Source organism: Kineothrix alysoides (assembly GCF_000732725.1).
Classification (GTDB): domain Bacteria; phylum Bacillota; class Clostridia; order Lachnospirales; family Lachnospiraceae; genus Kineothrix; species Kineothrix alysoides.
This window is the reverse complement of sequence record NZ_JPNB01000002.1, coordinates 1,344,160-1,365,472: the sequence shown is the minus strand read 5'-3', so window position 1 is coordinate 1,365,472 and position 21,313 is coordinate 1,344,160. Positions and strand designations below refer to the sequence as shown.

Annotated in this window: 17 protein-coding genes and 2 tRNA genes; 4 read left to right on the top strand and 15 right to left on the bottom strand. The window is 42.4% G+C overall.

Annotation, left to right across the window (positions count from 1 at the left end):
- The first annotated feature begins 511 nt into the window (after window positions 1-511).
- Together CC90_RS0117285 and CC90_RS0117280 are read left to right on the top strand one after the other, a co-directional pair.
- Window positions 512-994 carry a MarR family winged helix-turn-helix transcriptional regulator gene (locus CC90_RS0117285; protein ID WP_031391979.1) on the top strand — a complete coding sequence of 161 codons (483 nt, stop codon included), beginning with the start codon at window positions 512-514 and terminating at the stop codon, window positions 992-994.
- A gap of 18 nt (window positions 995-1,012) precedes the next feature.
- Entirely contained in the window at window positions 1,013-1,765 is a 753-nt protein-coding gene (locus tag CC90_RS0117280) for a CPBP family intramembrane glutamic endopeptidase (protein WP_051869737.1), read from the top strand.
- A 48-nt stretch (window positions 1,766-1,813) separates the two neighbouring features.
- Here CC90_RS0117280 and CC90_RS0117275 read toward each other — a convergent pair.
- The 13 genes from CC90_RS0117275 to CC90_RS0117215 form a co-directional block, all read right to left on the bottom strand.
- Window positions 1,814-1,884 (bottom strand) — tRNA-Gly (locus tag CC90_RS0117275).
- 93 nt (window positions 1,885-1,977) lie between these two features.
- Window positions 1,978-2,499 (bottom strand): CarD family transcriptional regulator, encoded by a 522-nt coding sequence (locus CC90_RS0117270; protein WP_031391977.1) that lies wholly within the window; start codon window positions 2,497-2,499, stop codon window positions 1,978-1,980.
- Between the two features lie 180 nt (window positions 2,500-2,679).
- Window positions 2,680-2,752, bottom strand: a tRNA-Phe gene (locus CC90_RS0117265).
- A gap of 302 nt (window positions 2,753-3,054) precedes the next feature.
- Window positions 3,055-3,720 (bottom strand): hypothetical protein, encoded by a 666-nt coding sequence (locus CC90_RS0117260; RefSeq protein WP_031391976.1) that lies wholly within the window; start codon window positions 3,718-3,720, stop codon window positions 3,055-3,057.
- A 17-nt stretch (window positions 3,721-3,737) separates the two neighbouring features.
- Entirely contained in the window at window positions 3,738-5,066 is a 1,329-nt protein-coding gene (locus CC90_RS0117255) for a GNAT family N-acetyltransferase (RefSeq protein ID WP_081906038.1), read from the bottom strand.
- Between the two features lie 181 nt (window positions 5,067-5,247).
- On the bottom strand, window positions 5,248-7,362 hold the full coding sequence (locus CC90_RS0117250; protein ID WP_031391974.1) for a methyl-accepting chemotaxis protein: 2,115 nt from the start codon (window positions 7,360-7,362) through the stop codon (window positions 5,248-5,250).
- Window positions 7,363-7,405: 43 nt separating this feature from the next.
- Entirely contained in the window at window positions 7,406-8,617 is a 1,212-nt protein-coding gene (locus CC90_RS0117245; RefSeq protein WP_051869735.1) for a sugar ABC transporter permease, read from the bottom strand.
- 11 nt (window positions 8,618-8,628) lie between these two features.
- A complete protein-coding gene (locus tag CC90_RS0117240; RefSeq protein ID WP_031391972.1) occupies window positions 8,629-10,155 on the bottom strand; it encodes an ATP-binding cassette domain-containing protein in 1,527 nt (508 codons plus the stop codon).
- A gap of 124 nt (window positions 10,156-10,279) precedes the next feature.
- The gene (locus tag CC90_RS0117235) at window positions 10,280-11,470 is read right to left on the bottom strand and encodes a sugar ABC transporter substrate-binding protein (RefSeq protein WP_031391971.1); all 1,191 of its coding nucleotides are present in this window, start codon (window positions 11,468-11,470) and stop codon (window positions 10,280-10,282) included.
- A 267-nt stretch (window positions 11,471-11,737) separates the two neighbouring features.
- Window positions 11,738-12,793, bottom strand: coding sequence for a sugar ABC transporter substrate-binding protein (locus CC90_RS0117230; RefSeq protein WP_242843325.1), 1,056 nt, complete (start codon window positions 12,791-12,793; stop codon window positions 11,738-11,740).
- On the bottom strand, window positions 12,794-14,392 hold the full coding sequence (locus CC90_RS0117225; RefSeq protein ID WP_031391969.1) for a response regulator transcription factor: 1,599 nt from the start codon (window positions 14,390-14,392) through the stop codon (window positions 12,794-12,796).
- Between the two features lie 3 nt (window positions 14,393-14,395).
- Window positions 14,396-15,874, bottom strand: coding sequence for a histidine kinase (locus tag CC90_RS0117220; protein WP_031391968.1), 1,479 nt, complete (start codon window positions 15,872-15,874; stop codon window positions 14,396-14,398).
- On the bottom strand, window positions 15,867-16,901 hold the full coding sequence (locus CC90_RS0117215) for a substrate-binding domain-containing protein (protein ID WP_031391967.1): 1,035 nt from the start codon (window positions 16,899-16,901) through the stop codon (window positions 15,867-15,869). The genes CC90_RS0117220 and CC90_RS0117215 overlap by 8 nt, the downstream gene beginning before the upstream one ends.
- Before the next feature lie 322 nt (window positions 16,902-17,223).
- Here CC90_RS0117215 and CC90_RS0117210 point away from each other — a divergent pair, with 322 nt between their 5' ends.
- Both CC90_RS0117210 and CC90_RS0117205 read left to right on the top strand, forming a co-directional pair.
- Window positions 17,224-17,898, top strand: coding sequence for a DUF1905 domain-containing protein (locus tag CC90_RS0117210; protein WP_031391966.1), 675 nt, complete (start codon window positions 17,224-17,226; stop codon window positions 17,896-17,898).
- 162 nt (window positions 17,899-18,060) lie between these two features.
- Window positions 18,061-18,429: a desulfoferrodoxin family protein gene (locus CC90_RS0117205; RefSeq protein WP_035315951.1), complete on the top strand. Its 369-nt coding sequence runs from the start codon at window positions 18,061-18,063 to the stop codon at window positions 18,427-18,429.
- A gap of 42 nt (window positions 18,430-18,471) precedes the next feature.
- Here the strand turns inward: CC90_RS0117205 and CC90_RS0117200 are convergent, their stop codons facing one another.
- Both CC90_RS0117200 and CC90_RS0117195 read right to left on the bottom strand, forming a co-directional pair.
- The gene (locus CC90_RS0117200) at window positions 18,472-19,320 is read right to left on the bottom strand and encodes a hypothetical protein (protein ID WP_132038564.1); all 849 of its coding nucleotides are present in this window, start codon (window positions 19,318-19,320) and stop codon (window positions 18,472-18,474) included.
- A 43-nt stretch (window positions 19,321-19,363) separates the two neighbouring features.
- Window positions 19,364-21,313: a glycoside hydrolase family 127 protein gene (locus tag CC90_RS0117195; RefSeq protein WP_031391963.1), complete on the bottom strand. Its 1,950-nt coding sequence runs from the start codon at window positions 21,311-21,313 to the stop codon at window positions 19,364-19,366.

Sequence of the window (21,313 nt, the reverse complement as noted above, 5' to 3'; positions counted from 1 at the left end):
ATTTCCAATTTTAGGGCATCAAATAAGTAGAATAAAAGTGGGCTGCGCGCGCTCCCGCGGCCAAACTCTCCGACAGCACAGCTTTTATTCCGCGCGTATAGCTGCGCATTAATCCCCTCTGTAATAGGCATACTTTCCTATTACTTTTCTTTTACAAAGAAAGCTGAAAACTCGCAAAAATATCATTTTTATGTGAGTTTTCAGCTTTTTACTTATCGGTTTCCCGCTCAGAATTCTGCTGAACGAAAAAGGAAAAAATACTACTCTTTATAAATAGGCGTATAAAAACGAAGATGGAAATCGAACTTCATACAAAAAAGGGGCGTCTTTGCATTTCGCTTCGATTTGATATCTTCCTCTGGAATCTTGGCTCATCACCACGACTTGCTCGAGTTAATAAAGCTGCATAAAATAAAAACGAAAATATTTAGACAATATATTTACAAATTTATTATTTGTGTTATAATCTTATTTGACAATATGTTGTCTAATTATAGAGGAGGTGTTATTGATGGAATATACCCGCGAGATGTTCCTTTGGCAACAGACTTATGCGACCTTATTTTCAGTTTCAAATAAGCTACAGGTCAAAGGCGATAAAGCGTTGGAATCTCTGACTTCGCGACAGTTAATGGCGTTGATTGCAATTATTCATTTGCCGAAAGGGGAAGCGTCATTAAACAGCATTGCAAAGAAAATGGGAACTACAAAGCAGAATGTTAAACAGCTTGTAGACGCTATGGAGAAGAAAGGATTTGTTAAAATTATTCCGTCTGAAACGGATAAACGCGCTTACAACATTGAAATAAGCGAAGAAAGAAAAAATGATTTTATTGAATGTTATATGCGGGGTATGAATTTTTTCGCAGAAATATTTAAAGGATTTACTGAATCTGAGCTTGAAAGTTTTTGGGGTATGCTTAAAAAGCTCTATTGCTTTGACGGCGAAACACAGGACGGATTTGAAGAAACAGCCAACTTTGACATGAATTAAGGAGGAAGTTATTTTATTATGAATAGAAAAATTATAACACAATTTACCGCTCTGACCTTTGGTATAGCACTGATCTTATGGGGGATATGTATTCTTCTCGGGCAGTTCGGAATTACGATTGAAAATAATTATTGGATGTATATTCCGTATTTGCTCGGCGGCTTCTCGCCCACAATCGCGTCATATATAACGCTCAAGAAAAGCAATGAGATTACAGGCTTCAAAGAATGGATAAAAAATGTTTTTACTTTCAAAAGCCCTATACGCTTTTACTTGCTTGTTATCATATTGAACGCGGTGTACTTAATACCTCAAATTATCATAAACGGGACGGAAGGAATGAACCCTCTCTATCTGCTCATAATTTTACCTCCGCTTATGTTATTTGGCGGCGGAATGGAAGAAGCCGGTTGGAGATATATCTTACAGCCCGAATTGGATAAGAAATACGGCTATATTCTGTCCTCCTCCATCGTTGCGGTGATTTGGTCGGTATGGCACCTCCCTCTTTTCTTCATTCCGGGTACAGTCCAAAACAGATCGAATTTTTGGTTATTTGCGATTTGTGTCATAGGATTGGCATTTGCTCTCGGAGCAATCCGCAAAATATCGGACAACGTATTTTTATGTATTCTTTTTCATTGCCTAATCAACGCGGGCTCAGTTACATTCAATATTCCCGATACTTTATCCGGAAATCTTATAACAACCATATTATTGATAGTTTTTTCAGTAACAGCAGTTTCCATTCATGAAAAGAATAGAAGTTAAGAAAATCAGGGAAGCCTTTAAACAAAGGCTTCCCTTAATAATTCAAAAAGCGGGTGATGGGAATCGAACCCACGTATCTAGCTTGGAAGGCTAGTGTTCTACCATTGAACTACACCCGCATGTAATATCCGAAACCGGACTTATTTATTTTACCGACAGTTAGGATATTACCATATTTTGTTTCCATGCGCAAGACTTTTTATTAAAAACTTCTATTTACTTTCCTGCGCGTCCATCTCCAATATGCGATCGGTGATATATTCCTGCATCTGCTCCTTCGGTATCTCCAGCGAAACCGACAGCTCTGAATACAGATTATCTTCTGCCATCCTTAAATATTTTTCATCCATTACCGTTGTTTTCTTTCCTTGCGCAATTCTTCTCTGCTTGCGGACATACAACGTTTTTATGACCCTTATCCAGTCTCTGCACTCACCGCTGCGGATAGTTTCCTTATACTTCTCTTCCCTTTGCTTATCATCGCCCACCCAGAGCTCTTCAATGTCAGGAATATCATTAATTAACGCATCCGCTTCCGCCTTCGTCAGCACCGCTCTCATAACGGTTTTTTCGCTGTCCACCGGCGTAAATATCTTGCTTTCCCTTTGATGGCGGGGAATTAAAATATAGTATAGCCTGCTTCCCGACACATCTTTCATATCGAGTGTGGTAATATCCTCGATCCTGCACACTCCCGTGTTTCCATATACAACGTATTCTCCTTTCTCAAACATGTCATCCCTTCTTTTCTTCAATAAAATGTTTCATAGTGTCCTACTTATATTTTACCCGTAAATAAGGATTTTACTACCTTATTTTGCACTTTTCTTCCATCTTTGTCTTATTTGCCCTATTATGTCCCGTAGATTTTTGTGCATTTTTCTTGGATTTCTATTAAAAAGGCAATAAAAAAATGCCCAGAGCCGGAATCGAACCAGCGACACGAGGATTTTCAGTCCTCTGCTCTACCAACTGAGCTATCTGGGCATGTACGCCGAATATGTCCCTCGGCAACATTGGTATTTTATCGTGTATTATGTATGCTTGTCAAGAATATTTCGCTCCATTCGACAAGATTATGATTATTCTGTTACTGTTCACTCCGTTCTCAGTAACGCATGATTTCTGCATTTAAATTCGCTCCGCGAAGCAGAAATCACTCTTGAATCATATTCTTGCGCAGCTTAACAGCAAGTGTTAAGCTACTGTGTAAACAATAACATTATTCTGCCTTTGGCTTCATAGCAGCAATTAATACCCGGAAATACTGCTTAGCAGGATCTTGACATTTATTCCAGCTCTATCCAGCCTTCCATCGAATCAAAGCTGTATTCCATATTTATCGTTACCTCTTTATTCTGGTAACCGTCAAATCCTATATCCGCAGATTCTATAATTTTTCCGCCGGTATCAAGCGCTTCCAGATGCCATACCGTTTCTTCTCCTGTCATATAAATATTAACAATACTAAGAACGCCAAAGCCTCCCAGGCCACCGATATCCTCCGCCAGATTCACCTTCTCAGACTCTTCCGATGCCCTGTATAAATAGACCTCCTGCAAATCCACTCCCGTATTATTTCTAATCGTTACCGAAATACTTGACGCATTATCTGCCGGTTCTATTCCCCTCATCTGTCCGATAGATTCCAAAAGGCCGTCGTACATCGCTATATTCGCCTGCAGCTCTTCGATGGTGGCATCCAGTTCCTCCTCTGACATTTGTTCTACATCCTGCTGCCCGATAAGGTTGATTTTCTCCGCCATGCCGTCCAGCTCCCCGTCCAAAGAGTTGTCTTCCACATCAGCATATACCTCAATCACTTCATTATGCCTGTTTACCAGCTCCGAGTACACGCTTCTCGCCTTTTCTATTTTCTCCGCCGGTGGACCTCCACAGCCTGCCATCAGCAATACGGCAAGGCATATAGCCAATGTTTTTCCATACTTTATCATTTATTTATAGCTCCCTTTCATTCTTTCTGCCATATCATTTCGAATTCGGTACATCCGGCCAAATCCGACTTTATGTCGTCCGTTCGTGCTTCTGCATACCTCTTGTTTATCTGAAAACCTTCTCTCATATAAAAATTAACAGCCTTTTTGTTCTTACAATATACATGAAGGCTTATTTTAAAATACTTCGATTTGCATATGTCCATAAGGGCCTTTCCTACGCCCTTGGAACGCATCGAGCCTTTTACGAAAATACCTTCGAGGTAGCCCTTGTTTATTCCTGCAAAGCCCTGAATGCCCTCATGATCCTCATAAACGTAAGCTTCAGACTCGTATAGCTGATTTTTAACCGCTTCATAATTGCCGAGCCAATAGTCTTCAGAAATGAAGTCATGAGCTTCCATATTGGCCTCCAGCCATATCCGGGCAATCTCCTCCACATCCTGTTCCTTCATCCTTCGTACCATCAATATTTCTTTGGCATCTCCGGGAAGTTCATAGGTGCAGTCTAAAAACAGTCTGCTGTTATGCGCTTCTTTTTCATTATAGGCATATCCTAAACCACGTCCGACCTCCCGCGCCAGGGCATCAAAAAAGTCACACATTTCAAATAGCGACTGCCATACAGACTCCGGGTTCCCCGCCGGATATGTAAGCAGTATCCGCTCCATTTTATCCTGAGATAAAAACTTATAAAGATACTTTCCCGACTTTCCTATGCTGCTGGAAAAATAAGTATGTATGCCTACATACCAGGAAAGCATCTTAATGAATTCCGGCCTGACATAAAAATTCAGCATGTCCATGGCATAGGTTATCTCCCCGCGCCACAGGCCCTTTCCCATATTGTTGAGCAGCCACCAGAATTCGTTGCAGCTGCACAGATATTCCTCTTCCAAAGGCCTTTTCACCCAGTGGTCTTCATCGGTAGAAGGAGGAATCTGAGGGAATGCTTTATCCTTATCCAGAAGAACAATGCACAGCCTGTCCTGCTTCATATCCTTAACGCTGTATTCCAATGTCTGAAGGTGAAGGTCTAAACGGTTGCCATCGGCAAGCTGCATCAGATACCCGTAACAATTTTCGAAATCGCACTCATGTCCTAATATACCGTCCATTTTCTCAGGAAATTGCATGTACAGCCGCTCTCCGAAAACGTCGATCCAGCTTTCCTGTTCAATAAAAGATGCTGTCTCAGTTACCACATATACGATGTCATAATCCTGAAATATATCTTTTGGCGCATTCCTATTGGTCCTGGAACCGTTCATATAAACTCCCCGGATACGGTCTTCTCTTTCCGCTGTTCCGATGATAAGGTCCATCATTTCTCTTTCGCTTCTCATGAATATCTCCCCCCAATTCTTCGGCAATTGTGTTCTTGTCTTCCGAGATTACTTTATTCTTATTATAACAACAAATGCAGAATAAACAAACAGTATATTATCAAAAGAATAAAGGAAAAAGGACCCGGCAAAAAGCTGTGGGTCCTTTAATACATATGTAACTTTCTTTTTTTAATTCAGATTAATCCGTATTCTTATCTATCGTAAATATTCGAATTGCGGTTTTCAACTCCTTGGATACCTCTTGCAGATTTTCCGCACAATGAGACAGTTCTTCCACCTGCCTCTTCTGTTTGCCCACGTCTTGTCCCATGTGTACGGTGGCCGCTGCATTCTGCTCTATGATAGAGGAAATAGACTGCACCGCGCCCAGGGTGGTCTCCTTCTCCCGGTCTATGGCCTGCGTCTGCACCATGATTTCATCGATATTACCTGAAAGACGCTCCATATATGCGTCCATATCCTTAAAGGCTTCTACCGCCCGGTCCACCGCCTGCTCCTGCGACTTTAAGACATTTCCGGTCTGTCCCGCATGCTCGAGTATCTCGCCGCTTCGTTTCTGCACTTCTCCGATAATATCCTTTATTTGTTCCGCCGCCATTACCGACTGGGCCGCAAGGTTTTTTACCTCAGAAGCTACCACCGAAAATCCTTTTCCTGCTTCCCCGGCTCTGGCAGCTTCAATACTGGCATTTAAAGCCAGCAGGTTCGTCTGGTCTGCAACCTCCGTGATTACCTCGATAATCCGATTGATATTTGACACAGAATCACCCAGTTCCTCTAACTCCCCTACGATTTCCTGAAGGTTTCCCGTGGTCATCTCCGAAGTATTGTACAGCTTTTCCATGATACCGATACCGGAGCTGACCAAAGTCTTTCCGTCGTTGGAAATCTTTTGAATTTCTTTCGTATTGTTTTCTACGAGAGTGATTTTTTCCGCTAAATTGTCCATATTATTCAGGCAGTTTCTCGCACCTTCCTCTTGATACTCGGCACCGCTTTGAATCTGAGCTATGGAACAGGATAATCCTTCCGTAACCTCGTACACACCTGTGTTCATACCGCCGACTTTAGTTACCGCTTCATCCACTTGCAAAGCTCCTTCGGCAACTTTCGTAATCAGCTCCTTCATAGCGGCAATCATGTTGTTGACACTGGCGCACAGCACTGCGAACTCATCTTTGCGTTTCGTCTTAATCGCAATCGTCAAGTCGCCCTTCGCCGCTTCCTCAACCCCTGTTATGATATTCCTGATGTTCGTTCCAATACCTACGGCAATTAAGGAGGCGAGCAGAGACATAATAACAGAGAGAACAATCACTATCATAATGGTATTTAGCTTAATCCCGTTGGCCTGCTCCAGCATGGTGGCATTGGGTATCAAGCCCACTATGCTGTTACCGATATCGCCTATGTAATAGTAGCACATCCATGTTCCCTGACCCTTATAGGTAATATTGAAGGAACCCGATTTGTCCACGCTCTGCTGCATCTTTTCATATGCCTTCGTGGAAGTTATGAGCTTATCCTCCGGTGTTGCAGAATAGTTTTCCGGCGTTGTTATTTCAGTATTATCCTGTGCTGCTAAGAGAACCGTGCTGTTGTTGCCAAGGTTGATTTCTCCAAGAAGCTTTTCCATAACACTGTTTCTCACCTCTAGAATAAGAAAGCCAATGTCCTCTCCTGTGAGTACGTTATCCACACGAAATACTACCGTCATGCTTCGATTTTCATAAGCATTTTGAGGAACGGGCTTGTATCCTGACAGAAATCCGCTCTCCCCCAGCCAAACCTTCCTATTTCTTGACGTCACCTCCAAATAGTCCTTGGAAGCCATAAATTTGTCATAAGCATCCGAGCCAAAGGCGACCTCCGGGTTGGTGCTTATATGTTTTCCACCTTTTATTGCAATAAAATATCCATTTTCCACATACTCATCCGTACTCAGCAGCGATTTAAATTTTGTATCCACATAATCGAAATCCACTCCTTCCTCCGGCGTTCCGCTGAAATAAGAGACTAAATCTTTTTCCTGAGAAATAGAATATGCAGTGGCTTCCACCTTCAGCATGAGCACTTCCAGATAGTCCGCAGACTTCCCTAAGATTTGCATGGTGGACGTCTTATAGAGTTCCTGCAGAGAACTTGCAGTCTGCCTGTAAGAGATGATTCCAAGCAAAATAACAAAAACCACAGGAAGGGCAAAAGCCATTAGCAGCTTTGCCCTGATTCCCATGGTAAATCCTTTTTTACCGTGTTGATTTTTCTTCCCCGTATTCCCAATATATTTCTTCATTATATTCCGTATCTCCCTAATTACCTTTGAGCGATGCTATTCCTCATCTTCCTTTTGAACGGGTTCTTACGTCAAATGCAACTGCAATAATGAAAATAACGCCCTTTACAACGTATTGATAAGATATATCAACTCCCATTAAGTTCATACCGTTCGTCAATGACATAATAACGAGTGCACCGATAATCGTGTTGGTAACCTTTCCAATACCACCGCTTACCGCCGTACCTCCAATATAGGAAGATGCAATGGCATCGAGCTCAAAGCCAAGACCTGCGGTAGGGGTTGCGGACTGCAGTCTGGAAGTATATAAGATACCTGCAAGTGCCGCCAAAACACTCATGGAACAAAATGCGAATAATGTTACCTTCTTAACATCGATTCCGGAAAGCTCCGCCGCCTGATCGTTACCACCGATACCATAAATATAACGACCCAATCTCGTTTTATTCAGCATGTGGTTGTAAATGAGCAATACTATTGCTACGATAACCGCTGTCCAAGGCAGGCCACTATATTTTGCCAGTACCCATATAATAACCAAAATGATAGCCGATATGAAAATCAGTCCGCAGATAAATACCGGTGTAGAGGTTACCTTGAAATTATACTTCTGCCTGTTTTTCCTAGCCTTAATCTGAGTTGTTACTGTCAGTATGACCATGACAATTCCAATGAGCAAAGTAAGCAAATGAAAGCCTAAATCCAGTCCCGGAATATCCGGTATAAAGCCGTTAGAAAGTGCGTTAAATCCTTTGTTCGGCACGATGATGGTTCCCGTTTTCTGCAAGGTCAAGTTCAAAAGACCCCGGAACATAAACATGCCAGCCAGTGTGGTAACGAAAGCCGGAACCCCTACTCTGGTTACCAGAACTCCCTGATACAGACCAATTACCAATCCCAGTAGAAGTACAATAGGAATGGCAACCCATTCGTTTAAGCCTGCCTGTGTCATCAGAATCGCCGCCACAGCACCACAGAATCCCGCCACATAGCCTACGGAGAGGTCGATGTGCTTTAAGATAAGAATCAGCGTCATACCGATAGCCAACACCGCTACATATCCTGCCTGATTAATCAAGTTGGATATGTTTCTCGCCTGAATAAATCCACCGTTCGTCTTCCATGAAAAGAACACCATGATGATAATCAATGCTATGTACATCATGTAGTCCCTGATATTTGCTTTTACCAAACCGGTAAGCTCTTTTCCAAGACTTCTTTTTTCCGGTTCTTTTTTTATTGTCTTCTCCATTTTGCAACCTCCTATGATTTGATAGCCATTTCCATGACCTTGTTTTCATCCGCTTCCTCTGCAGACAGCTCGCCCGCTATGCTTCCTGCTGACATAACGTAAAGCCTGTCGCTCATGCCAAGTACTTCCGGAAGCTCCGATGATATCATAATAATGCTCATTCCCTCTTCTACCAGCTTATTCATAAGCGTGTAGATTTCGTATTTCGCTCCTACGTCGATACCTCTCGTAGGCTCATCCAGTATCAGTACCTTGGGCTTTACGAACAGCCATTTTGCAAGCTGTACCTTCTGTTGGTTACCTCCGCTCAAATTGCCGACCTTCTGCATAATCGAGGGTGTCTTAATATTGATGGAATTTTTGAATTCATTAGCTATGTTTATTTCTTCATTTTCATTAATTGAGATTCCCTCTTGTAATTCCTCGAGATTGGAAATCGTAATGTTATATTTTATATCTTGGATAAGAACGAGTCCGTTACCCTTTCTGTCCTCGGTAACGTACGCTACTCCGCTCTTAATCGCGTCCTTCGGCCTTTTAAAGACAACCTTCTCTCCCTCTAAAAAAGCCTCTCCATCAGTAATCTTATAACCCGCGGGATTACCGAACAGGCTAAGTGCGAATTCGGTTCTTCCTGCTCCCATCAGCCCCTGAAGTCCTACGATTTCTCCTTTTCGCACGTTCAGATTGATATTGTGGAGAATTTCTTTTCCTTTTACCGGATCTTCAACTGTCCAATTCTTTATTTCCAAACAAACATCCCCGATATTTTTCTTCTCACGCTTGGGATAAATGTTGTCAATTTCCCTTCCAACCATATGCTTAATGATTTCCGCCTCCGTTATCGCCTGCTTTGACGTGTCCATAGAGCAAATCGTAGAACCGTCGCGCAAAACGGTAATGGTATCCGCAATCGCTGTAATCTCTTTCAGCTTGTGGGAAATCATAATGCAGGTAACTCCCTGCTGTTTCAGTTCTTTTATGAGTTCCAATAAGTTTTTGCTATCATCTTCATTAAGCGCCGCCGTAGGCTCATCTAATATGAGCAGCTTTACGTCCTTGCTAAGTGCCTTCGCGATTTCTACGAGCTGCTGATTTCCTACGCCCAGGTTTTTTACCTTCATTGAAGGGTCTACGTCCAGACGTACCTTTTTCAACACCTCCGTCGCGCTTACAATCGTTTTATTCCAGTCAATATTTCTTCCGTTCATAATTTCATGTCCGAAATATATATTTTCATAAATACTAAGCTCAGGAACAAGTGCAAGTTCCTGATAAATGATTGCGATTCCTTTTCCTTCGCTATCGGCGATGGATTTAAACTGTTGTACTTCACCGTTATAAACAATATCTCCTGAATATGATCCGTGCTGGTGTACTCCGGACAATACTTTCATAAGGGTAGATTTCCCTGCTCCGTTTTCTCCTACCAGACAATGGATTTCCCCACGTTTTACTTCAAAATTTACATTGTCTAAGGCTTTTACTCCCGGGAACAGTTTTGTGATATTTCTCATTTCAAGTATATAATCACTCATGCCCTGCCTCCTTCCACATGCATAAAAGGGGTTTACACCCCATTCGTGTTTGAAAGGTCGGCTTTAAACTATTAATTATTTAAAGCCGACCCTTCTAAATTACTAATCGTTCATCTTTTATTAATTATTCTAATCCAGTGAATTCTGAAGCATCATAATATCCGGAATCGATAAGAGCTGCTTTTACGTTATCCTGAGATACTACTACGATAGCCGTCTGTTTAGCCGGAACGTCTTTTACTTCGTTGTTGTAAGTTGTATCTGTAGCAGGTGTTTCGCCGTTAAGTACGGAAACTGCCATTGCTACGGAGTCGGATGCCAATGTACGTGTATCCTTGAATACCGTCATGGACTGCTTGCCGTCGATTACGTACTGAACGGAAGCTTTCTCGGAGTCCTGACCAGTTACAACATAGCTTGTTACGTCTTTATCTGTTGCAAATACGTCTGCGATAGACCGAGCCGTACCATCGTTAGGAGCGAGTACAAGAACGTCACCCTTCATGTCTGCGCCTGCTGCTGTCAAATGTGCTTCTGCTTTGGATTTAGCAACGTTGAAATCCCAGTCAGTAGTAACCTGACCGATAATCTTGCCTTCTTCTTCACGGCTCAGCTCTGCTTTGTCCTGTAAAGCAACTGCTTCAGAAGAGTTAGCAATTACGAAAGTTCCGTCAGCAATCTTGGGCTGAAGAACACTCCAAGCGCCTTCGAAGAAGATAAATGCGTTGTTATCTGTTGCTGCGCCTGCATATAAGTAAAGCGGAACGCCCGTGCCTTCAGGTGCATTGTCAATCAGATATTGTCCCTGTGCTGCGCCTACTGCGAAGCTATCAAAGGTTACATAATAATCAACTGCATCTGTTCCGGTAATCAATCTGTCATATGCGATAACGGTGATTCCTGCATCTTTAGCCTCTTCTACTGCTGCCGCTGCTGCCGCACCATCCTGTGCACAGATGATAAGAACCTTGATACCCTGGGAAATCAGTGTTTCTACGTTAGTTTTTTCAGTTGCGGAAGAACCCTGGCTGAATAAAACCTGATTTGTGAATCCTGCGTCGCCTAAAATGGATTCAAACTGTGCCTGATCCTGTAACCATCTCGGCTCATCCTTCGTAGGAAGTACGATTCCGACCTGTACGCCGTCTGCTGCTTCTGTCTCTTCTGCAGGTGCCGCTTCTTCCTTTGTCTCTGCAGCTGGTGCCGTCTCTGTTGCTGCCGGTTCGCTTGTCGTTTTGCTGGTGCTTCCGCATCCTGCCAACAGGCTTGCTACCATAGTAGCTGCAAGAATAAGGCTAAGTAATTTTTTCTTCATTAAAATATCCTCCCTTAAATTGAATTATGACTACTTGTTACATTTATTACTCTAACATACATGTTGCTTCACATGTTTGTTATGTTCTTCATATTTTTATTCATTTCCATAAAAACTTAAGAAAGGCTAGCACATTTTTGCCTGTTTTTTTTAAATTAACAGAAAAATCCTATACCGCATGAAAAATACAGCCTAATGAAATGCAAAAGAAAACACCCGCTATAAAGCGGATGCTATTTTTTACATGATATTATGCAGCTCATATTTCTAATCCAGCAATTCAGGCCTGTTCAAATAAACATCTTCCTTTAAATGAAATCCGCTGTCTATAATAACTGCATTAATGTTGAGCGACGTCACTCCAATAGGTTCCATTTTAATGTAAAGTACCTCATTGCCGTCCTCTGTCGTATAAAAGTCACTTTTCAAGACCTCTCCGTTCACCAGTGAAACAGTTGCCTGCGCCGCTCTTACCGCCAGCTTTTCCACCTGCTTATAAACGGTCATATACTGTGTCCCTTCCACGATTCTCTGACAGGCGGACAAATCCGCATCCTGACCGGTCACATATATGTCTCCCGCAAGCCTTTGCTCCGCAAGTGCCACAACAGCTTGTCCGGCAAGGCTGTCGTTTCCGCACATAATTCCCTTTATCTGACTGATTAAATCACTGTGCTGCCTGACATAGGCGGAAGCATATTCCGGCTTCCACTCCTCCGCATAATAGGTATCCAAAATCTCTATATTCTTTTCCCGCATCACTTCCATAAAACCTTCGTTCACTTCTTCTACGTTATGGTCTGTTATCGGTCCGCTTATCATCAATACCTTATCCCCTACTCCCAGTCTGGCACTTAAGAGATTACCCATAATTGAGCCCACCATTTTATTATCAAAAGAAATATACAAATCCGGCTCTGCTCCCACAATTATTCTATCATAGCAAATGACTTTAATACCCGCATCCTGCGCCTTCTTAACAGAGCTTACTAGGGGTGCCGAATCAATAGGCACGATTACGATAGCATCCACCTTCTTCTTGATGAAATAATCCATCAGGTTCACCTGCTCCTCCACGCTGCTGTTGGCATTCTGGACATTGACCTCCGCTCCCAGCTCCTTCGCCGTGGAAACGAATACATCCCTATCTCTTTCCCAACGCTCCATAACGAAATTGTCGAAGATCATGCCTATCTGGATCAGTTCCTTTTCTTCCTCTTTCAAGTCCTGACGGGTATCAACCTTGCTTCCACAGCCTGAAAACATTGCAAGTATGATAGCCGTAAGGATTATTTTCCATAAAAAACGGTTTGATTTTATCAATTATTTCCCCTCCTTGTATTCGGTAGGAGTTACTCCAACATTCTTCTTAAAAGAACGGCTGAAATAATTGGGGTCGGAATAGCCTACTTCGCTGCATATTTCTTTCATACTCTTTTCAGTCCGCGCGAGCAGCTCCTTCGCCTTCTCCATGCGAATAGAGGTTACATATTCGATGAAATTCTCGCCCGTTTCTTCTTTGAACAGCTTACTGAAATAATAGGGACTGATATTTACCTCTCTGGATACGTCGTCTAAAGATATATCTTTAAAATAATGGCTCCTAATATATTCCTTCGCCTGCTCCACCAGACTGACAGAGGTCTTTTCTTTATTGTTCAACACATTGCCGGCAGCATCTCTGACTTTTGTTAAAAACCATGAACGGAGTTCTTCATAATTTTTAAATTCAAAAAGAGTAGGGAGATAATCATGCCTGGACTCAAACCGGTAAGTGCCTCCGCCGCTTTCATAGCATACCTTCTCAGCCCATAGCACGAATTCCATCGCTTTTAATTTAATATCCATAAAGGCATTGGCATATTGGCTTATCATCCAATCGAAAAAGCGGTTCGCCTCGGATACGGCACCCGGCACGTCTCCGCTCTGCACCTTTTCGAAGAGCTTTTTTTCCGTCTCGATCGGGTAATCTTCTTCATAGCTGCATTCCATCGGAAGGTCCTTAGCATGAGCCACGCTTCCCGTAGTATACCGGAAGGCATTCATTGCCTCCGTGTAGGAAGAACCCGCTTCATCCAACTTCTTAATGGAACCGATTCCTATTCTAAATTGGGCGTCGATGCTGTTTCTCAGCTTGCGCACCATTTTCCGCGCATTTTCTATTATTTTTACCCTTTCCTCATATTCGTTGTCGGCATCCTCATCCGTGCACGGCACAAATACAATGACCACATTTGCCATCATGGGGCCTACGATTCCGGCAAAGTATTCCTTCACAGTCTCCCGCAGTCTCATGTAGTTGGGATGAATCCTTACGCTGGCGCCTATGGCATTAGTCAAATGCACTCCATCCTGCGTATCACCGTATTCTATTACCATCATGTAACCGTAATCCTCTTCGATTCCAAGAAGGCGCTTGAAGTTCTCCGTTTCCTCCGCATAGTTTTCCTGAAAAAGGACGGAGTAAATCAGCCCACTTTCAATGATGGGTATGACCGTTTCCAGTTTCTCCTTCACGAGCAAATCGTTGCTTCGCTTTGTTCTGTCGTCATCAATCTTGAGCATGGCCTTCCGTAAAAGCGAAACGATGGTTTTCTGTTCTATGGGCTTGTTAATATAATCCATTACGCCCAAGCCTATGGCTTCCTTGGCATAGTCGAACTTATCATAAGCAGAAACCACAATAAAAATAATATTTTTATTGCTTTTCTGTATTTCCTTCATAGCCTCAATTCCGTTTATACCGGGCATCTGTATATCCATAAGCGCGATGTCCGGTCTGAAATTCTCCGCCAGTTCTATCACACTTCTTCCGGTCTTGGCCGAATCTATCACACATGAATCCCCGAAATTCCTCTCAATAATAAATTTTAAAGCGTCTATTACGATTCCTTCATCGTCAGCAATCATTATTTTATACATATTCTAAGCCTCCAAGGGAATATAAATCGCTATTTCCGTTCCCATATTTTCTCCCGCGCTGGTGATTTCCATAACGTCCTCTCTGTCATAGAAAAGGCGCAGTCTGCCTATAACGTTATCCAGTCCCACTCCGCTGGTGGCATCCTTCAGGTCAGCCGCGCTCAACTTACTGTGCATGATGCGCTCAATTTTCTCCGCGCTGATTCCCACCCCATTGTCTCGCACGCTAACACATATATTCCCACTCTCTCTGTATACGGACAGCTCGATGATATTTTCCCATTCGATTCCCCGCAGCCCGTGATTAATGCTGTTTTCCACCAAAGGCTGCAGAATCATGCTAGGCACCTGCACGTTAATTAGTTCCTTGTCAATGCTCTTTTTAAAATGGATTTCTCCCGAAAACCTTACATTAATAATATAAATATAATTATCAACCAGCTCAATTTCTTCCCTTATCGTAACCACATCGTTGTTCTTCTTCACATTATACCGGAAAAAGTCAGCAACACTTTGAACATATTGATAGGTTTTCTCCGCATCCTCCATCATGGCGAGCTGGGCGCCGGCATTTAACGTATTAAATAGGAAATGGGGATTAATTTGCGCTTGCAGATATTTGAGCTGGGCGTCCTTCAAATGGGTTTCCATCATCAATTGCTTTTCCTTCATGGCACTTTCCAGCTCCATGCTCTCCTTTAACTGTTCGATATGATTCTTTAAGCTTCCTACCATTTGATTGAATGCGTTCGTAACGATTCCCACCTCATCATGAGGACCCCCTTCCGAAAGCTCCACCTCCAGCGTTCCCTTTCCGACCTCGTCCGCCGCTTCCGCCAAAAGCTTCAAGGGGTTGATAATCTCTCTCGTCAGCAAAATGATCAGCGTTATGCTTAGAACGCTTGCCATACACAGAATAATCATATTGACTATCTCAGAGTATTTTAAGGAGGAAAACAAAATCTCGTATTTATTGGAATTATCTTCAAATTTCTGTTTATTTAAGCTGTAAATATATGAATTGATAAATCCGTAAAGCTCGCTGGCGTCTTCATAGTATTCCTTGTACTTAACCACATTGCGCCCGCGCTTGGCTTCAATCGCATTGTCGGTAATCTCCAGATAGCGCTTGGACATGTTGCGTATATTCTTCTCCACAATCATGCTCTCATCACCAAGAATATCCCCGTTCAGCTCTTCCAGTTTATTCTGATATTCCTGTCCGCCTCTTAAGTATCCTTCAATCGCATCGGTATCCTTCGTATCGAGAAAGCTTTCCATGTTGCGGTGAACCTGCGTGAGGTTGCTTTGCAGCTCATTCAGCAGGGCATTGCTTTCGTATACCTTGTCAATGTTCACGATGGTCTTGTTTATGTTAAAGTACATATATATATTGACACCGAAAATAATCATGGTAGTCATAAGAAATACCATCAATAATTTGGTCTGTATGCTTATATAGAAAGGTTCCTTTTTACTCATTATCCTCATTGGCCGCATTATGCAGGTACTCCTCTACGTTGTTGGACATGACCGTATTTACATCCATTGTTACAAAATCGCTCACGTGACCGGTTTCAATATATTCATCCAAGGCCTTCACGCTATGAACTCCCATCTGCTCGGTATCCACAGCAATCGTCGCCGAAATTACATTCCGGCTTATAGCGTTCAGAATCGTATCCGTAACATAGTAGCCCAAAATATCCACTTGTCCCACCAAGTTATAATCTATGACCGCTTGATATGCGCTGATTGTATTTTTCTCGCTCAAACATATGATGATATCCGGAAGCTCATCTTGATAGAGGAAAATATTTCGTATCGCTTCTTCTTCACTGTAGGGCGTGTCCTCGTTTACAGCCAGCGTATTCAACTGAAGGGTCAAATGATTTCCTTCATTTGCCAAAGTCTCCTTTATCCCATTAAATATGAGGTTCTGTCCGCTGTCCTCCGATACCGTATCCATCAGAATCAAAGCTTCCTTTGTCTCCTTTGTTGCAATTCGAACAATTTGCCTGCCGTATTCACGGCCAAGATTATAGCTTCCTATTCCTACGAAGCTCTGTCTCTTGCTATCATAGCTGTCCGTCAAAACCGTAACGACAGGAATTCCATCGGCCACCGCTTCGTCGATTAACAAGCGGATTTCCTTGCTTGCGTCACCCTCTAAAATAATTCCGTCCACCCTTGAAGCGATGGCTATTTTCAGCAATTCCTCCTTGGAATAATTGATGTCGAGCCCTTCCCCCATCCTCTCCAGATAAACGTCTTCACCTTCTCCGAATTCCTCGGCTCCGTCATATACTTCGCTCCAGAAATTGTCCTCCAAAGACTCCGTAATAAAGGCATAGTGCCTGATATACTCTTTATATTCCTCATCGCTTATCTGATTCGTCCTATCCACTTGCTTCCTTATATAAATTAAACTGATAATCATCATAATTACCAGAAGGAACACAATTACCGCCAAAACAATCAGTTGTTTGTTATTTATTTTCTGCCTCATATTCCATCCTATCCACTTTGCACACCATTTTATTATTCTTCTTTCAAATTAATCATTTATTTATCGTAATGTCAATATTTTTTAACTTTGCCGGAGCAAAAGTCCTCATTCCTCAACCCTCCATTTTACGACCTTTTCAACGTTAATAAATTAACGGGATTGACACTTTTTTATCAGTATGTTTTTTTTTAGATACTTTAGGAAAACTTACTTAAAAAGTGTTTCCAGAACAAAAAAAATCTGTTACATTCATAGTATAATTGGGGAACTGAGGTTATACAATACTATAATTTTACTTTATTCTACACAGGAGGTTTTATATATGAGGTATTTCTTTAACGGTAAGATTGAAAAGTTGGAGGATATTTATTGTATCCGCATTCCTTTTAATGTTTGGGAGGTGTGCCAGCAGAGAGGTTTTATCCATGCAGACATCACCTTGAACAATAAAGTGATAGAATGCGAACTTCTTCCCGAAGAAAAGGGCAGTTACAAGATTTACCTGAATGAGGAAGATGTATCTCATGTGGATATCGCCAAAGTTCATAAAATATTACTGCATATAAGCAACAGCTTAATTGAAATAGGCAAAGAAAGCCCTTATACTCTGGAGCATCCTATTCGCACGATAGACAGTATGAATATTCTTATCCAGCCGGATGACGGTCTCTGCGGACAGACCTGCGTAGCGATGTTAGCAGGCGTTACTATTCCTGAGGTTATAAGCAATATAGGTTTTCGCGAGTGGCAGGCTACCATAGGAAGAGTCATTCCCGCCCTTAACTATTACGGTCTCGGCCACACCGGCACTCTCATTTATCCGGGCGGCGGCGAAGAAGTTATCTTCCCCAAATGCTGTATCATCATCGAACGCATGGGAAGATTCGGCCACTATCTCGTGCACTATGACGGTAAGTTCTATGATCCCAGCCTGGGCATTATGGAATATTACGATACCAGTAAGTTGCTGGGGTATTTGGAAGTGAATTGCGCTTAACGGATTTGAAGTTACTGTTAAGCTACGTAAGAACGTGATGCAAAATCTTTAAATAGTTTGACACCGCCTTGAGAAAATATTATCATTAAGATATAAAATTACACATGGAAGAATGTCTCCCATGAGCCATTTTTCTTATATTAAGGAGGAAAAGGTATGGATATCAAGTTTTTAAGATGCAGTCATTGTGGAAATATCGTTTTATTTGTGGAAGACAAGGGAACAAACATAATGTGCTGCGGCGATAACATGAAAGAGCTGGTCGCAAATACTACTGATGCTGCACAGGAAAAACACGTTCCCGTATATTCCGTAGAAGGAACAGAGGTAACCGTTTCCGTTGGCTCCGTTCTCCATCCGATGCTGGCAGAGCATTACATTCAGTGGGTTGCCCTTCAGACAACACAGGGTTACCAGCTTAAATACTTAACCCCCGGCACAGAGCCGAAGGTAAGCTTCTCCATTACCGAAGACGATGAAGTGGAAGCTGTATATGAGTACTGCAACTTACATGGACTTTGGAAAGTATAAAAATATCACTATATAAGAAGAAACATGAGAGCCATTCTCTTTTCAGACTGCTGGAAGAGAATGGCTTTTTTCACCTCTCGCACCTCTCACATCAATCCCGCTGTCGGACCTCGATATCCCGACCGCACAGATAAGTGCCGATCCAGCGGCCACATTCACTGCAGCTTCCTGTAAAGTATCGAATCCCTCGTCCTTACCGCCTCTCCCTTTGCGGACAAAAACGCCCTGCCCGTCTTTCGCATAAGCATTGTGTATCAAATACTTATTATCTGTATCCTTCGTAATACAGACAGTATGAACAGCTTTCATTATATCCATTTTATCATTGTAGACAGTTGCAATAACTGTATCGCTGCTTTCTCCCAGTCTATTAACCACAGCCTCGTCTTTACTATATATTATTGCAGTGCCGTACCCCTTGTTTTCGAAATAATCGAATATGGCAGTGGGTGAGACGCCAAAGTCTCCATTCAATGCGGCACCATCCGCTTCGTAATGACTGATTAAGTTTACTATCGTCCGACCGGAAACTTTTTCTCCTAACGCCAGCAAGGCGTTGTATGTCGCAATGATTTCACAGCCGGAATATCGCATGTTATGTTTTTTCCAAGAACCAAACTTCACGTCATTCCATTCATGTTGATTCTCAATGTAACTGTCCGGCTTCAATATATGACATTCCTTACTGCATAGTGCGGTTCGATTGGCTTTTGCGTTGGCCCTGATTCTTTTGGGCGGAATAGAACTTTTGCTTCGTAAAAATTCATATATTTTTAACACTGTTTTATTTTTAATTCTCTGAGGAATAAATGCTCTCATAAATTCTGCAATGTTCTTGAACATATTTTTAAATTTTACTTTAAACTTCATTTCTGATTTCAGCTTAATCACCCGCTTAAAAACTCCTCTCATTCCTTCCCGTAAGAGTATGGTCTCACTGTTCTTCCAGCATCCACACTCTCATCTGGTTTTCTCCGCGATTCGCCCATGCATAATAAGGAATTGCCGTTAGTTCGGCATGCTTCTTTGCCGGACGTTCTTCTGAATACAGCTCATTATTTCCTTCCATGCAATATCCTTCCATCCTCAGACATACATTTCCTTTCAGGACACCCTCTTTCCACAGGAAAGGTTCTGCCTTCATCTCCTTGGGAATCCGAAGCGCCTGGATATTCTCTCCGTTATCCACACCTTCAAAGCAATATACGATGGGTCCTCTCATCAACGCGACGCAGCCTGCATTATCTCTCACACGTTGATTTGCAAATATCTTACGGCCAGGCATCGCAAATTGAATATCTACAATATCTCCGTCTTTCCATGTACGTGTTATATACAGATATCCGCTCTTTAGAGCTTTTCTGATTTCTACTGATCGTGCATTAACGGCGATTATTGTATTTTCATCTTCCGCATTTACAAATTCCGGAATATGGATTGCCAAAGTAAACTCGCTGTCTGACTTTGGTTTCACATGATAAGCAACTTTACCTTCCCACGGATAACTGCTCTCCACTTCCACGTTCGCTTTATGCATCTGAGCCTTCTGTCCGATAAACAAATGAGAATAAATAGTGGTATCGCTTTCACTCCATGCATACGCGCCGAGCGAAGCTATGAGCCTTACTAAATTGGTAGGACAGCAGGCACATTCATACCAGCCGGGACGTTCGGGAAGAGTATGTTTATAACCATAAATTTTGCCGGAAACTCCGGGATTTACTTCCAGTGGATTAACATAAAAATATTTCTTTCCATCCAGCTGTATCCCACTGATAATGCCGTTATAAAGCTCTCTCTCCATAATATCCGCAAATTTGCCATCGGGCTTTATCTCCAGCATTCGCTTTGCGAAAAATACCATGGCAATAGAAGCACAGGTCTCTGCATATGCCATATCATTGGGCAAATCATAATCTGCGGAAAATGCCTCTCCTTCCATAGTGGAGCCAATTCCTCCTGTTACATACATTCTCTGCTGCACAATGTTGTTCCAAAGTGTCAAACATGCATCGAAAAGCCTCTGATCTTTGTCCTCGCCGGCAAGATCAGCCATTGCCGTATACATATAAACTGCACGTACCGCATGGCCTACCGCTTCTTTCTGCTCATAAATAGTAGTATGCGCCTGATTGTAAGTACTATCCAACGGTTTCAGGCTGTATTGTCCCCAATGCTGCCACCCTCTTTTTATCTTTTCCTCATAAAAATAATTCGGATTTTTTCCCCGTTCTTCCAAAAAGAAACGTGCCATATCTTTATATTTTTTCTTTCCGGTTGCATGATACAGCTTCATCAAACCTATTTCGACTTCTTGATGGCCCGGTATTCCCCGTTCCTTATCTTCACCGAATCTGCCGATGATATGATCCGCCATACGCTCTGCAACATGAAGGAGCTTATCTTTTCCTGTCACCTGATAATAGGCGGCCGCCGCTTCCATCATATGTCCTGCACAGTAAAGCTCATGGCATTCCTGAAGGTTTTGCCAACGCTTCTCCGGTTCCTTGATAATAAAATAAGTATCAAGGTATCCGTCGGGCTGCTGTGCCTTCTCAATAATATCGATGATACCATCCGCTCTCTTTTCTAAATCCTCATCCGGTTTCACTGCCAGGGAATATGCCACTCCCTCCAACCATTTTGCCACATCGCTGTCCTGAAATACCATGCCATAGAATTCACCTTCACTGAGCCCGGCTGCAATGCGGAAGTTTTCGATTGCATGACTTTTAGCCACTCCAGGAATCTCATCATTTAGCACCTTTTCTTGAAACGGAATTACGATGTTGATAATACGCTCCTGTATGACAGACCAAAAATTATCCTTGATTTGTACTTGATTTACTTTAATTTCTTCTGCTGCCTTCATCTTAATAATCAT

Bases quoted from the DNA above. Each gene is read 5' to 3' on its own strand.
- CC90_RS0117270 (WP_031391977.1), bottom strand. From the start codon at position 2,499: ATGTTTGAGAAAGGAGAATACGTTGTATATGGAAACACGGGAGTGTGC.
- CC90_RS0117245 (WP_051869735.1), bottom strand. From the start codon at position 8,617: ATGGAGAAGACAATAAAAAAAGAACCGGAAAAAAGAAGTCTTGGAAAA.
- CC90_RS0117250 (WP_031391974.1), bottom strand. From the start codon at position 7,362: ATGAAGAAATATATTGGGAATACGGGGAAGAAAAATCAACACGGTAAA.
- CC90_RS0117285 (WP_031391979.1), top strand. From the start codon at position 512: ATGGAATATACCCGCGAGATGTTCCTTTGGCAACAGACTTATGCGACC.
- CC90_RS0117240 (WP_031391972.1), bottom strand. From the start codon at position 10,155: ATGAGTGATTATATACTTGAAATGAGAAATATCACAAAACTGTTCCCG.
- CC90_RS0117210 (WP_031391966.1), top strand. From the start codon at position 17,224: ATGAGGTATTTCTTTAACGGTAAGATTGAAAAGTTGGAGGATATTTAT.
- CC90_RS0117235 (WP_031391971.1), bottom strand. From the start codon at position 11,470: ATGAAGAAAAAATTACTTAGCCTTATTCTTGCAGCTACTATGGTAGCA.
- CC90_RS0117215 (WP_031391967.1), bottom strand. From the start codon at position 16,901: ATGAGGCAGAAAATAAATAACAAACAACTGATTGTTTTGGCGGTAATT.
- CC90_RS0117225 (WP_031391969.1), bottom strand. From the start codon at position 14,392: ATGTATAAAATAATGATTGCTGACGATGAAGGAATCGTAATAGACGCT.
- CC90_RS0117260 (WP_031391976.1), bottom strand. From the start codon at position 3,720: ATGATAAAGTATGGAAAAACATTGGCTATATGCCTTGCCGTATTGCTG.
- CC90_RS0117220 (WP_031391968.1), bottom strand. From the start codon at position 15,874: ATGAGTAAAAAGGAACCTTTCTATATAAGCATACAGACCAAATTATTG.
- CC90_RS0117255 (WP_081906038.1), bottom strand. From the start codon at position 5,066: ATGAGAAGCGAAAGAGAAATGATGGACCTTATCATCGGAACAGCGGAA.
- CC90_RS0117195 (WP_031391963.1), bottom strand. From the start codon at position 21,313: ATGATTATTAAGATGAAGGCAGCAGAAGAAATTAAAGTAAATCAAGTA.
- CC90_RS0117280 (WP_051869737.1), top strand. From the start codon at position 1,013: ATGAATAGAAAAATTATAACACAATTTACCGCTCTGACCTTTGGTATA.